The organism is Methanomethylovorans sp. (assembly GCF_041447285.1).
Lineage (GTDB): Archaea > Halobacteriota > Methanosarcinia > Methanosarcinales > Methanosarcinaceae > Methanomethylovorans.
Genome location: NZ_JBGMEB010000012.1, coordinates 66,019 through 80,161, shown reverse-complemented (window position 1 = coordinate 80,161; position 14,143 = coordinate 66,019). Strand labels below are relative to the sequence as shown.

The following is a 14,143-nucleotide window of genomic DNA, read 5'->3' as shown; positions in this document are numbered from 1 at the left end:
TTAAAAAACACTTTTCAAACAACCACAACAGTACCTGATATGTCAGTCCCTTCAAGCATAAAGGTATAGGTGCCTGGTTTATCAAATGTGTAAATAAATACCTTGCCATAGTAAATCGTCTGAGGTTCCCATAAGTCTTCCTTGCTTACAACCACAATTGGCATCTTTGGCCTCTGGAGATTTCTCCAAGTCACAGATTCTCCAGCTTTTACTTCCATTATTGTAGGTTCTATGGTTTTGATCATAAGGAACTCCTTTGTCTGGGTTACAGTCTGCGATATTTCTCCGATCTTTGCCCCTAATTGTTCCTTGGTTTCATTTTGAACCATCAATGGGCTCGACTCCGGAACAGAGGGGAGGACTGTTTCTTCTATAGACTGAGGTACATTTTCCATGGAGGCTTCTGAAACAACTACTGTACCAGTGATATTGGTACCGTCCAGCATGAAATTATATGTACCAGGCGTATCAAAAACAAAGCTGAAAGACTTACCATAATAGATTGTCTGTGGTTCCCATAGATTTTCCGTGCTCACCAGAACTATGGGCTTCTTTGGCCTCTGGAGATTTTGCCAGGTAACGGTTTCACCAACCTCTACTTCCATATTAGTGGGATCCAGCGTCCTGATCATAAGGAATTCACTCTTCTTTTGAGTGATCTGTGCAATGGTTCCTGTAACAGTTTGTACCACACTCTCAGTTACATTTTTAGTCTGATTCCATACCATCGTAGGTATACCAGCAGCAGTACCTGCTTCAGATTCTTCTTCAGCGATACTTTTCATGCTCTTTTCTGAAACAATTACTGACCCTTTCATTTGAGTACCTTCAATGTTAAAGGTATATGTTCCAGGATTCAGGAAAGTGTAGCTGAAAGATTTACCGTAATAAATGGTCTGAGACTCCCACAGATCATCGTCACTTATCAGAACAACAGGTTTCTTTGGTCTTTGAAGATTGTTCCATGTAACTGTATCTCCTGCCTGAACCTCTGTGGTTTCAGGACTTAAAGTGGTTATTACAACAAATTGATTCATCGCAGATGATGCCTCTTGTATTGAAGCATTAGTATCTACTATCTTGGCTGTTCCTCCATACTGGGAATACAAAACTTCAGCTGACTGAGCGCTTCCAATCGTAAGAACTATTCCCATCACTAAAGCAATTATCAAAAGAGGTAATGCCATAGATCTCTTGTATGATTGCATCTATAATTCCCCCAATTGAGTTTCGGCTCTGGGCCTTGTTCAGATGTATCCAACCTTAATTTCCCCATATATTAATTGCATCTGAACTTTTAAAAGCGGTAGAAAAATATTACTATCGCTGCTTTAGAATTAATAAGTAGACTTATTTATACTATACGTTCTACAAAATATTAAAAACAACTAATATGGAAAATAAAAACAGATGGGTCAGACTGAAGACCCAATTGCTGCTTCTGCTTTGAAATCTATCCCCTTATCGAAAGGAATACCTGCTTCAGAATACCATTTTTCCACGAAGGAGAGCATGTGGTATTTGAGAAATGCTTTAAATGGCATGCTTACCAAAGCCATAGCAATTATGAAAAGTATTAACTCTACTAAAGCAACAGGAGCCAGAACTATCCATTCTGATCCCGACATAACCAACGACAACAGCAAGTAGAGAATAACATCCACTATAAGGAAAGGCAATAAAGTAACCAGAAGTGCAAGCATTATGATAATAAATCCTGCTATGCCTACAATTATTCCCAAGACTGCCCTTCCTACCCAATAAACAATTATCTGCTGCCAGTCAAGTTTGAACTTCCTGAGAACTTCCATGAGAGCTGAGAGTACACCCACATTCCTGTATAATGATACTGGTATAGACATGCTTATGAAGGAGCCAAGAATAGAAGCAACTATTGCGAAAATAAAAATCAAAAGAAAAACAAACATCATTCCGCCGATGAAAGATAGCCAGAAAAGGTCACCTGAAGGCATACCAAATATCACGACAAATGGAATCACAAGCACTGCGAGGACCACCAGAGACAAAAAAAGTGCAGCTAGCTTGATAACAAACAGCTGTAATCCTTTTCCAAGGAAACGGCGAGAATAATCCCAGAATTTAACAGTATTACTTACAAGAGACTCCACTAATACGAACTCCATGACACTGGAGATATACATAAAAGCAATTATCAAAAACAGTACCAACGCTATAAGTGCTACTACTACTATACTGAAGGAGGCGTCTATTATATCCCCTATTGAATCAAGTGGATTATAGTCAGAATTATAACCTGATCCATAGTCAGAATTATAACCTGATCCATAGCCTGAATCATATCCGGAATCCATTGAATTTGAAAATGAGTTGAAGGAGTTTCCTCCATAACCCGAACCTCCGCCCACGAGCATGAATATGATAGCAAGTTTAACCCATTTCCAGAAATCAAATGGCTCGAAAAGACACTTTTTGGTGCGCTCGTAAGCGACTTCCACTGCATCTATTACATACCAATTCATAAGAGGATTATACAGAGTTCACTTAAATAAGTTACCAAATACATGTATAGACTGTTAGTTAATATAGTAAACCAGTAACTTTTGCTATTTCTAACACTCAATCTTATCTACAATGAGCGCAAATCCTTAGCCATATGCTGGGTCGCTTCAGGTACAGGGATGAAATATTTTATGGGAATGTGGATGGCAACAAAGTATTTGGAAAGGGAAATGTAGAAGGCAAGATATTCGAGCTTTCCGAACTGAGCATTCTTCCACCTTCTGTGCCTACGAAGATCGTATGTGTAGGTTTGAACTACCATGACCATGCAGTTGAAGTGAACATGCCAATACCAAAAGAACCGGTGCTGTTCCTTAAGCCACCCTCAGCTGTCATTGGACATCTGGACAAGATTGTTTATCCGCGCATGAGCGAGCAAGTGGACTTTGAGGCAGAGCTGGCTGTAGTTATAGGTAAACGCTGCAAGAACATCAAGAGGAAAAAAGCAGAAGATGTGATGGTTGGATACACATGTTTTAATGATGTAACAGCAAGAGATCTGCAAAGAAAAGATAGGCAGTGGACACGTGCTAAAAGCTTTGATACATTTGCACCCATGGGTCCTTTCATAGTGCCCGCAAGTCTGATAGATCCGGAAAAAGTGCGTATAAGAAGCAGAGTAAATGGTGTGACCAGGCAGGATTCATGCACTTCAAACCTGATTTTTGACATACCTTATCTCCTTGAATTCATCTCCAACATCATGACACTGGAAGTTGGTGATATTATTGCCACAGGTACCCCCCCGGGCGTAGGTTCTTTGCATCCCGGAGATATTGTAGAAATAGACATCGAAGGAATAGGGATTTTAAAGAACGAGGTGGTTTGATGCTTTTTGACCAGATCGAACGGGAACTGGAAATATCAGAGAGACACCTGGTAGTACTTAAGACAGTCGTGGAAAAAGGACCCATCGGTATACTAAAGCTTGCAGAAGAAACAGGAATGCCTACCCATAAAGTGCGCTATTCGCTTCGGGTACTTGAACAGGAACAACTAATAAAGCCTTCAATTCAGGGTGCCTTAGCAGGTCCGGCTGTGAAAAAATTCAAGAAAGAGTTTGAAAATGACATGGATAGACTTCAGAAAATGACAGCTTCTATACTTCAGATCGGAAGATCTATCTGATATCATATTAACCGTAAAAGGTATACATTTTTATATTTTTGCGCTTAATGTATTGGCTCACAGAACATTAACTTTAACTAGTTTCCACTCAACTAAGCCCAAAATAATACGCTTCAGATGACACAGAAACTTAATTCCTTATCCAGGGAGAATCCGGATGACATTAACTGATGAAGATAAACAGATCATTGAGAAATACGCACTTCAAAATGCTGTGAAGTATGGAAAAGCCCCGCAGCTTGCGGCTGTGATGGGCAAGGTGATGGGAGAATGTGCCCATCTTAGAGCCAGTGCGAAGGAAGTATCGCCTACCATACAGGAGATCCTTGAAAGAGTATCAAAAGAAACTCCGGAACAGTGGCAAGAAAGGCTTGAGGCTCTTGCACCTGAGCTTATTGAAGACATGTGTACAAAAAAGGAGCCTGTAAAGGGTTTAAAACCACTTGAGGGTGCTGAATGTGGAAAAGTAGTCATGCGTTTTGCACCGAATCCAAACGGTCCTCCTACCCTAGGCAGCACCCGTGGGATAGTGGTTAACTCCGAGTACGTGAAAATGTATGAGGGTAAACTCATAATCAGATTCGATGACACAGACCCACAGACCAAGCGACCTATGCTTGAAGCGTACGACTGGTACCTCGATGACTGCAAGTGGCTGGGAGCTGTACCCGACCAGGTGATCATTGCATCTGATAGGATACCCCTTTATTATGAGTATGCTCGCCAGCTCATTGAACAGGGCAATGCATACGTGTGTTTCTGTAGCAGTGAGGAATTCAAGAACCTCAAAGACATCAGCGAACCCTGTCCTCACAGAGATGCAAGCCCGCAGGAGAACCTTATGCACTGGGACAAGATGCTGGCCGGAAAATATGAAGCAAAGGATGCTGTGCTGCGCCTGAAAACAGACATCAAGCACAAAGACCCTGCTATAAGAGATTATGGAATATTCCGCATTGTTAAGCAGTCCCACCCACGTCCTGAAGTTGATGAAAAGTATGTGGTATGGCCTCTGTTGGATTTTGAGGGAGCCATTGAGGACCATGAGCTTGGCACCACCCATATCATTCGGGGCAAGGACCTGATGGACAGTGAAAAACGCCAGACTTACATCTACAAATACCTGGGTTGGGAATATCCAAAAACCATGCACTGGGGCAGAGTAAAGATGCATGAGTTCGGGAAGTTCAGTACCAGTACCTTGCGCCGTGCTATCGAGGAAGGGGAATATTCCGGCTGGGACGATCCACGCCTGCCAACCCTGAGGGCTATGCGCAGAAGAGGAATATTGCCACAAGCTATCCGCAAGTTCATGATAGAGATGGGAGTAGGCGAAACTGATGTGAGCATCAGCATGGACACGCTGTACGCTGAGAACAGAAAGATAATAGACCCTCTGGCTAGCAGGTACTTCTTTGTATGGGATCCTGTGGAACTCCCAATAGCAGGTGCACAACCCCGCACAGCCAAACCCCCAAAACACCCCACAGAGAACAAGGGGCACCGCAGCATTGATGTCGCAGATAAGGTACTCGTGTGCAAAGATGATGTGGACCAGCTTCAGGTAGGCTCACGCATCCGCCTGAAAGACCTGTATAACTTGGAGATCACCTCAATTTCTCCGCTTCAGGCCAAATACATAGGTGATGATGTTGCGAATCTGAAAAAGGACCGCATGAAGATCATCCACTGGGCACCTATTGACGGCATCCCTGTCAAAGTGTTGTCACCTGATGGTGAGTTCAGGGGCATTGGAGAAAAATTGATCTCAACCGAATTGGACAAGGTCGTGCAGTTTGAAAGGTTCGGCTTCTGCAGAATCGATTCTGTAGGCTCAGAGATCGTGGCTTACTTCACGCATAAGTAATTAATTTGGGTGGATGAAACCTCCCAATTCTATTTTTTATCGATTTTTTTGGTTACTTAGCATGTCATATGAAAAGGAGGTTATCGTCTATATACGACAAAATTTGCATATTTTATCGACTATACTCGACGAGTATATAAAAGCCATTAATTTCATTTTAAAAAACGAGGACTCATAAAAATTATATATCCAGATATTCCGCGTTACCCCTAAAGAATAATTCGATTGACCATATATAAAAATATACAGAATTGGTTGATTAATAGAAGAATCTAATAAGCCAATTACCCAATCTTGAAATATATAAATCCCACATCTCAAGCGAACAAAATCAATATATAGTATCGTTCTGATGGAAAAACTCTATCTTAAACCAAATAGAGGTGACGATATGAAGAAAGTGCTCAACTTTTTAGTGTTGGGACTGCTGGTTGTAAGCCTGGTAGCAATTTCAGGCTGTGCAGACAAAACAGCAGAACCAACAGAACAGCCAACAAATGAAACTGCGCCTATGGCTCCAGAGAATGGAAGCATGCCACCAGAAGGTCCAGGAATGACTCCAGGAAACGAGACCATGGGTCTGGGAATGCAGCCCGGAATGAACGGCACAATGCCCCCAGCAAATGGAACAATGGGACCAGGGATGAACGGTTCAGCAAACATGACCGCACCTGAGACCACGATCTAAAATTGAAGTTTATATTTAAACAATTATCTTCTTTGTTGATAGGGGACGCTTTTGTATGTATATGAAAAAGCGGTCCTCTATCAATGAATAGTAAAATCCAAAATAGCACTCATTTGTTCAAAGTGCATTTAGCATCCCCGATTCTAGTTCTTTTTTCATGATATGCTATTCTATTCCTCTTTCCTATGAAAGACTCATCCAGATCAGCTGACATCTGTATGGCCAGAGATGCCGGAATTCCCATGACCAACATATCTGGAGGGAACCACGGGTTTCCAGTGGGATCAGTCGGACCGATAAAAGCAGAATCTTTTGGTGCATGTTCCGCCATGCCTGAAGGGAAAGTGATCATCACTGAACAGGTAGCTCCGGCTGGAATAAGTGTCTTGAAGAAAGGATCGGAACTACTGAACTGTGCCAGTCCGCATAGGTTCCTTATCTGCTCGGCACCTGCAAAGAGGATAAACGACCTTAATGTTTGTGGATCTATCTCATCAGTACACGGTGCAACGACAATGTATTTGCCTGGCGGCGTAACTTTGCCGATGAGCTCTTTTTGCTCATCAAAAAGTTCTGCTGTTGCCTTCAAATGCTCCGCAGCACCACCACGGAAATCCGGGGTGCCCACGGTCACAAAATACTTTAGTTTAGGGTGTGGTTCTGCAAAACCCATCCATACCAACCCACCGCCGCAACACTTCTCATGACTTGCTTCGATGTAAACAGCAGGCATTTCCTCTGAAAGCGCAACACTATAAGCAACCCTTGCTATACACCGGTCAATTTTGTATGATGGCACAGCATTTTGCGGCGTTTCGTCTGTACCATATACACACAGAGGGCGCAACTTCAGCCTCCCTGCCTCGACAAGTTTATCTCCCAATTCCCCAACGCTTAGCATATTAACATCCCCCACAAGATTACCAGTCCATCTTCTGAAATATGTCTACATCCAGCCCTTCGAGATCCAGTGGTCCACATTATGAGTCCACTGCTCTTTGTTGGCTATAATAATGTTTCTGAATCCTTCCCTCCATGCCTTATGTACCGCTTCCTGCTCAGGATATTTTCTTTTCTCCCGTATAGCTTCCACAAGATCCCTGCCCATCTCATAGGATCTTCCAATAGCTGCTTCCATTGCCGATTGACCCTGGACCATTGCACACCCCACACCTCCTATACTATTACCTCCGCATATCCTCATGAACGCATTCATTATATCAAGCACAAAATTAACATCACGGCTACCTGCGGTGGTTAAAGAAAAGCCATATTTCCCGTCAAAGAGCTGCTCATGAGTGACATTGGGACTTCTGTCGAACAATGTCTTAAGCTGTGCCGTTACATTCGCCATATAATTAGGACTGCTCCAGATGATGCCATCTGCAGAGAGCAGCTTTTCAAGTACGCTATTATAGTCATCTTTGATCGGGCATACTCCAGTCTTATAGCACACATTGCATGCTGTACAGTATTTGATGTTCAATTTTGTAATATCAATTAACTCTGTCTCTCCCCCTGCTGCTGTGACACCTTCCAGAGCTGCATTCAAAAGTTTCAATGTATTGCTATCCTTGCCTCTTGGACTTGATTGTATCGCAACTATTTTCATAATACCATCCTTATTACAAACCGACATTTGAATGTATACTTCCTGCTTCATAAATCCTTACTATGACTTAAATCCAGAATTTCCAATGGCTCTGCAAAATATGCATTCCTTTTTGACATGTAGAGTATTTCAATATCAAGTGCTAATCGAGCAATTACCTTTCAAAATAATGTTAAGTCTGAAAAAGAGACAACTGGCGACTTTAAAATAGATAGATCTGGTCACCCGAGTAGTATCTGCATAGATATATTATTATAATATAATAAACATAGTATAATAAAAATATGCCTACTCATAAGTCTATAAAATTTGCGGAACGGGTGAAGTAAGATGAAAATCAAATTGAAAGAAGTAATTCACACAGGTGCAATATTGATCATTGCGATGATTATTGCAGGAATATCTCCTGTTCAAGGAGCGAGCTTAGAACTGGTCGATAGCCTTGGAGGAGATAATTACGATATTGCAATAGCTGGAAATTATACATACCTTGGACAAGGGAATGATCTTGTCATCTTAGACATTACCAATAACACAAAAACATCTGAAATATCAAGAACATCTACTACATCAACAATAAATGCCATTGCGTTGGCAGGTAAGTATGCCTATGTTGCAAATGGAGAAAACGGCCTGATAATAGCAGATATAACCAATGTTTCTGCACCCAAGATCACTGGAAACATTAGTATTGACAGCATTGCATCTGATATTTGTGTAGCCGGCAACTATGCCTACATGATCGGAAGCAATGGACTTTCGGTTATGGATATTAGTAATGCATCGTCTCCGACACATGTAAGCAGTTATATAGCTGGTGAAATGAGTGATATTGCCATATCAGGCAACCATGCATACATAATTAGCAAAGACAATTTTGATGATGAACAATTTTATAGTCTTCTGATCGTAGACATCACTGACCCAATAGCTCCAACACCAACAGGCACTTATGGAATAGGAGAAGGAGGAAGTGTTGCCATTGTAGGAAACTATGCATATGTCTCCTCTGGCAGTAGCATTTTGATAATAGACATTGCCGACCCTGCTGCACCTGAATTTGCAGGTAGCTATGAAGTTGGAAACATTATAAATGAAATAACAATATCAGGAGAATATGCCTACTTAACTGGCTATAGCCTTACGATCCTTGACATTAGAAACCCATTAGCACCAGTACTCGTAAGCACCTATGATATTGGAAATGCACAGGAAATGGATATCTCAGAAGACTATGTTTACGTGATCAATTCGATTAGTGGAAGAAGCAATGGCGTAATTATTCTAAACATTACTGATCCGACGATACCTACATACGTCGACACTTACGCCACAACACACAATGCTTATGATGTTACCACTTCAGGCAACTATGCCTACGTAGCGGATTATAACAATGGACTTATTATTGTTAACACAACTGATCCGAGCACATTAAAAGTGGAAAAATCTATTGGTATTGAAAATCATCCGTATGATGTTGATATTGCAGGTAATTATACCTATATAGCTAACAGTGGACTTACTATCCTCAATACAACTAATCCTTTGTTGCCAAAGATCGAAAGCACATACTATGACTATTCAGGCGATGCAGCCGGTGTTACTGTAGAAGACAATTATGCCTATATTGCAAGTGTTTTTGGCGGTATTATGATACTAAACGTCACAGATCCGGCAGCACCAGCATTTGTAGGCAATTACGTTACCGATGATGCACAAAGTGTTGATATATCAGATAATTATGCGTACATAGCCAATGGTTTTAGTGGTGTATTCATTGTTGACATCGCAGATCCGAAAACACCGGTATTAGTGGGAAGCTATAACACCCCCGGATATGCAAATGATGTTGCTGTGGCAGATAATTATGTTTGCGCAGCAGATGGTAACAATGGCCTATTGATACTAAACATAACAAATCCGTCATCACCAGTTCTTGTAAGCACTTTTGACACCATTGGCTATGCAAATGATGTTACCATTGCAGAAGATCGGGCTTACGTAGCAGCCAGTGATAATGGACTTGTAGTAGTAGACATAAGCAACCCACTCAAACCTGCACTTGAAGCAAGTTATGCTACCGTAAATGCATTTGGTGTTGCCATAGCAGAGGACAATGTCTATGTAGCTGATTATAATGATGGACTGTTCGTATTTCACCTGATGGAATCACAGGACATTACACCCCCAGCATCTGTAACCAACCTTAGAGAGAATGCTGCAGGCTCAAGCTGGATAAGATGGGCATGGATAAATCCCACTAATGCAGACTTTAGCCACGCTATGATATACATCGATGGTAAATTTACCATAAATACATCCAATCAGTATTATAATTTAACAACACTAACAGAAGGAAGCACACATAGTATTAGTATTAGAACTGTAGATACTTCCGGGAACATTAACTCTACATATGTAAATGATACAGCAACAACTGTTGCACCAGACAGAACAGCACCTGTATCTGTAACTAACCTCAAAGAAAGTGCTGTGGGTTCAAACTGGATCAACTGGAAGTGGGAAAATCCACACGATACAGACTTCAGCCATGTGAAGGTGTACTTGAATGGTATGTTTATCACAAATACATCCGGTAAGTCCATCAACTCCTACAACTCAACAGGACTTTCTGAAGGAACAACTTACACCATCAGCATACAGACAGTAGATACTAATGGCAACATAAATTCTACAATGATCAATGACTCTGCCACTACAGCGAAACTGCCGCAGATATCCAATCTCTCGGGAACTAACATTTCTACCAGTTCGATCACACTGGTATGGCAAGCTTCAGACAATACCAAGAACGTCCAAATAAGCCGAAATGACATAGTTATTGCTACCCTTGGCGGAGCAGCGACCTATGTAGACAGTAATCTGAGCAGCGATACAGATTATAACTATACACTGGTCCCATCCAGTGAAGAAGGATTGGCAGGAAATGCAGTAACTGTTGGCCTCAGAACATCTTCTCCAAGCAGCACTGGCGGAAGTGCAGGTGGAAGTAGCACTACACAGAGCAGCAGTGGTAGCGGAGGCGGAGGTGCCGGAAGTGCTGAAGACTTTGAAAATGTATTGCTAAAAGATATTGCAAATGCATACTTAATGATGAATGCAAATGCGATCTACGAGTTTACAAAAGAAGGAAATCCTATCCAGTCAATCAGTTTCTATTCCCTCAAGAACTCTGGTGAGATAACATCTACTATAGAAGTACTGAATGACAAATCAAAGCTTGTGAACAGTACTCCTGAAGGAAGTGTTTATAAATACATCAATATATGGGTAGGTAAATTCGGTTTTGCAACAGAAACCAACATCAAGGATCCAAAGGTGAAGTTCAAAGTAGCTAACTCCTGGCTCCAGGATATGGGAATAAGCCCTGAAGAAATAAGGCTGCAAAGGTATAATGGTGTAGAATGGCAAATGCTGCCAACCACTCTGATCAGCAATGATACCGATTATATGGTATTTGAATCCCAGACACCAGGATTTTCACCATTTGCCATTACAACAGGAGGAAAATCTAATAAGGTAAATGTTGAAGAAACTAACAAACTACAGGCTGCAGGATCAGACGATAATTTGAACAATCCTCTTGAGACCGGAAATGCCGACCTGGATAAAACAAAACCAGAGAAAAACCGGACATGGACATTGATATTGGTATTCCTTGTAGCAGGATTATTTGCTACAGGATATGAATATCTGAAGAAACAGCGAAATTGAGTATTTGACCCCCTGTACTTGGGTACAGGGGACATTTCACATGATGTGGACATATCCCGTATCTTTTTTTGTCACAGAGCATCTGTATCGAGATAACACGTATAAACTTGTATTTTAACGCTGCAACATAAATCGTTGATGAGAGACAGATATAACAAAATTTTGCCATTTATGGCTGCGATAGATATATTTATGGGGATGCTTTTATGATAAAACTAGTATTTGATTAAAATGTGTTATATATAAATAAGTTCCAAGTCAGGGTGTGATGAGTGGGACAAAAATTCAACATGGAGATAAAATGCACCTAATAATAGCAGAAAAACACATAGCAGCAAAAAGAATAGCAAACATACTTTCTGCAGGAAAGCTCAGCCAGGTGCGTGTGAACGGGGTGGACACATATCAGTTCCAGGCCGAGGATGGACAAAAAGTGTTCATTGGCTTAAGCGGGCACATAGTAAAACTTGATTTCCCAAGATCCTATAACAACTGGCAGAAAGTAGAAGCAAAAGAACTGGTAGATGCAGACGTGATTACCGTTTCCACTGAAGCGCGAATCGTAGCTGCACTTAAAAAACTAGGGAAAGAAGCAACCCGGGTCACAATTGCAACTGACTATGACCGTGAAGGAGAGCTTATTGGAGCGGAGGCTCTGGAGATCATTCAGGAGATCAATCCCGATGTACAATTTGACAGAGTGCATTACAGCGCCATTACCCCTAAAGAAATAATAGATGCATTTGAGAATGTAGCAAAAATAGATTTCAATCTGGCAGATGCAGGACATTCACGACAGGTAATAGATCTTGTATGGGGCGCTTCCCTGACACGTTTCATATCCCTTGCTGCAGGAAGACTTGGCAAATTGTTCCTTTCAGTGGGCAGGGTCCAGTCCCCCACATTAGCGCTCATAGTAGATAAGGAAAGAGAAAGAGAAGCCTTTGAGATCAAGCCATACTGGGAATTGTATGCGCATCTTAATGACAAAAAGGCCAATGATTTTACGGTACAGCACGTAAACAGGCGCTTCTGGGATAAACAAGAGTTAGACATATTGGTTTCAAAATTAGAAAAAAAGGCCATCATCATAGAGGTCGTTACAGCAACTAAACAGGATAAACCACCTATCCCTTTCAACACCACCGAGTTCATCACTGCAGCAAGCTCTTTGGGTTTTACTCCTGCCAGCGCTATGCGTGTTGCAGAGGCACTGTACATACAAGGTTTCATTTCATATCCAAGAACTGACAACACTGTGTATCCTGCAACTCTGGATCTAAGGGAGATGATAGAGGTTTTTGCCAAAGGTACATTCAAAGAGTATGCAGACAAACTGCTTTCAAAAGAGAAATTAGAACCTACAAGAGGCAAAAAAGAAACAACCGACCATCCCCCTATATATCCTGCATCCCTTGCAAAGAAATCTGAACTTGACGAGCAGGAATGGAAAATATATGAAATGGTAGTAAGGCGGTTCTTTGCAACTTTTGCAGAGCCTGCGATATGGGAGACGATCAAGGCGAAGTTTGACATCAGTTCTGAGGAATTCAGTGCCACGGGAGCCAGACTTGTAGAGCCTGGCTGGAGATGGTACTATCCGTATAATGCACCCGAAGACAGGCTCCTTCCAGCCATGAAAGAAGGCGACGAGCTGACAGTTAAAGAAATAGATGTACAGGACAAGGAAACACAACCACCGGGAAGATATGGTCAGGGACGGCTTATCCGCACAATGGAAGAACTGGGCCTTGGTACAAAAGCAACCAGGCACGAGATCATTAGCAAATTGTATTCCCGGGCATACGTCCATGGAAATCCTTTGCAGCCAACAAAAACAGCATATGCGGTTGTAGAAGCTCTTGAAAAATATGCTCCTACCATATCAAAGCCGGAAATGACCAGCAAGCTTGAAGCAGACATGGATAGAATAGCAGAGGGACAGATTCCAGAAGAAGAAGTGCTTCAAGAATCAAGAGAAATGTTGAATTCTGTATTTAGCGATCTTGAGAATAATAAGGATAATATAACAGAATCTCTCAGGGCCGGACTTAGAGAGGATAAAGTAATAGGTACCTGCCCGAAATGTGGCTCCGTACTTATGGTCATGAGATCAAAGAAAGGTTCCAGGTTTATTGGCTGTCAGGGTTATCCTGATTGCAGTTTCTCCTTGCCTCTGCCAAGAAGTGGGCATGTAGTTGTCACTGACAAATTGTGCGAGGAACATGGGCTGTACCACATCCGCATAATCACTGAAGGGAAAAGACCCTGGAATCTGGGATGCCCTCATTGCAACTTCAACGAATGGCAACAATCGCAACAGGAAAAAGAAAAAGGTACGCAAGAACAAAATGAAGTAGAAGACACATCTTCAGATAAACAGGGGAAAATAAGAAAAAAGATAACTGACATAAAGGGAATAGGTAAGGTCACTGCCGAGAAGCTTGACAGCGTGGGTGTTTCCAAAGTAGAGGATCTGGTTAACAGAGATGCTGAGGAGCTGGCAAAGCTTACTAATATTTCTATTAACAAAATAAGAGAATGGCAGGAAAACGTTGTTTGAAGGTGT

General features: G+C 41.7%; 10 protein-coding genes. 6 read left to right on the top strand and 4 right to left on the bottom strand.

Going from position 1 to position 14,143, the window contains the following annotated elements; genetic code table 11:
- Positions 1–14: 14 nt before the first annotated feature.
- Together ACC612_RS08010 and ACC612_RS08005 are read right to left on the bottom strand one after the other, a co-directional pair.
- Entirely contained in the window at positions 15–1,208 is a 1,194-nt protein-coding gene (locus ACC612_RS08010; protein WP_371853990.1) for a hypothetical protein, read from the bottom strand.
- Between the two features lie 207 nt (positions 1,209–1,415).
- Positions 1,416–2,501 carry a hypothetical protein gene (locus ACC612_RS08005; protein ID WP_371853988.1) on the bottom strand — a complete coding sequence of 362 codons (1,086 nt, stop codon included), beginning with the start codon at positions 2,499–2,501 and terminating at the stop codon, positions 1,416–1,418.
- 134 nt (positions 2,502–2,635) lie between these two features.
- Here ACC612_RS08005 and ACC612_RS08000 point away from each other — a divergent pair, with 134 nt between their 5' ends.
- The 4 genes from ACC612_RS08000 (at position 2,636) to ACC612_RS07985 (ending at position 6,224) form a co-directional block, all read left to right on the top strand.
- Positions 2,636–3,370, top strand: a complete 735-nt coding sequence (locus ACC612_RS08000) for a fumarylacetoacetate hydrolase family protein (RefSeq protein WP_371853986.1) — start codon at positions 2,636–2,638, stop codon at positions 3,368–3,370.
- Entirely contained in the window at positions 3,370–3,669 is a 300-nt protein-coding gene (locus ACC612_RS07995; protein WP_371853985.1) for a hypothetical protein, read from the top strand. The genes ACC612_RS08000 and ACC612_RS07995 overlap by 1 nt, the downstream gene beginning before the upstream one ends.
- Before the next feature lie 157 nt (positions 3,670–3,826).
- A complete protein-coding gene (locus ACC612_RS07990) occupies positions 3,827–5,536 on the top strand; it encodes a glutamate--tRNA ligase (RefSeq protein WP_371853984.1) in 1,710 nt (569 codons plus the stop codon).
- 391 nt (positions 5,537–5,927) lie between these two features.
- Positions 5,928–6,224, top strand: a complete 297-nt coding sequence (locus tag ACC612_RS07985; protein WP_371853983.1) for a hypothetical protein — start codon at positions 5,928–5,930, stop codon at positions 6,222–6,224.
- Positions 6,225–6,333: 109 nt separating this feature from the next.
- Here the strand turns inward: ACC612_RS07985 and ACC612_RS07980 are convergent, their stop codons facing one another.
- A complete protein-coding gene (locus tag ACC612_RS07980) occupies positions 6,334–7,125 on the bottom strand; it encodes a DUF169 domain-containing protein (RefSeq protein ID WP_371853981.1) in 792 nt (263 codons plus the stop codon).
- A gap of 45 nt (positions 7,126–7,170) precedes the next feature.
- The gene (locus tag ACC612_RS07975; RefSeq protein WP_371853979.1) at positions 7,171–7,863 is read right to left on the bottom strand and encodes a flavodoxin family protein; all 693 of its coding nucleotides are present in this window, start codon (positions 7,861–7,863) and stop codon (positions 7,171–7,173) included.
- 303 nt (positions 7,864–8,166) lie between these two features.
- On the opposite strand from ACC612_RS07975, the gene ACC612_RS07970 reads away from it, so the two are divergent.
- Together ACC612_RS07970 and ACC612_RS07965 are read left to right on the top strand one after the other, a co-directional pair.
- Positions 8,167–11,574 (top strand): PGF-pre-PGF domain-containing protein, encoded by a 3,408-nt coding sequence (locus tag ACC612_RS07970; protein ID WP_371853978.1) that lies wholly within the window; start codon positions 8,167–8,169, stop codon positions 11,572–11,574.
- 301 nt (positions 11,575–11,875) lie between these two features.
- The gene (locus ACC612_RS07965) at positions 11,876–14,137 is read left to right on the top strand and encodes a DNA topoisomerase I (protein WP_371853976.1); all 2,262 of its coding nucleotides are present in this window, start codon (positions 11,876–11,878) and stop codon (positions 14,135–14,137) included.
- Positions 14,138–14,143: the final 6 nt, after the last annotated feature.

Excerpts from the sequence above, each read along its gene's own strand:
- ACC612_RS08010 (WP_371853990.1), bottom strand. The coding sequence starts at position 1,208 with ATGCAATCATACAAGAGATCTATGGCATTACCTCTTTTGATAATTGCT.
- ACC612_RS08005 (WP_371853988.1), bottom strand. The coding sequence starts at position 2,501 with ATGAATTGGTATGTAATAGATGCAGTGGAAGTCGCTTACGAGCGCACC.
- ACC612_RS08000 (WP_371853986.1), top strand. The coding sequence starts at position 2,636 with ATGCTGGGTCGCTTCAGGTACAGGGATGAAATATTTTATGGGAATGTG.
- ACC612_RS07995 (WP_371853985.1), top strand. The coding sequence starts at position 3,370 with ATGCTTTTTGACCAGATCGAACGGGAACTGGAAATATCAGAGAGACAC.
- ACC612_RS07990 (WP_371853984.1), top strand. The coding sequence starts at position 3,827 with ATGACATTAACTGATGAAGATAAACAGATCATTGAGAAATACGCACTT.
- ACC612_RS07985 (WP_371853983.1), top strand. The coding sequence starts at position 5,928 with ATGAAGAAAGTGCTCAACTTTTTAGTGTTGGGACTGCTGGTTGTAAGC.
- ACC612_RS07980 (WP_371853981.1), bottom strand. The coding sequence starts at position 7,125 with ATGCTAAGCGTTGGGGAATTGGGAGATAAACTTGTCGAGGCAGGGAGG.
- ACC612_RS07975 (WP_371853979.1), bottom strand. The coding sequence starts at position 7,863 with ATGTCGGTTTGTAATAAGGATGGTATTATGAAAATAGTTGCGATACAA.
- ACC612_RS07970 (WP_371853978.1), top strand. The coding sequence starts at position 8,167 with ATGAAAATCAAATTGAAAGAAGTAATTCACACAGGTGCAATATTGATC.
- ACC612_RS07965 (WP_371853976.1), top strand. The coding sequence starts at position 11,876 with ATGCACCTAATAATAGCAGAAAAACACATAGCAGCAAAAAGAATAGCA.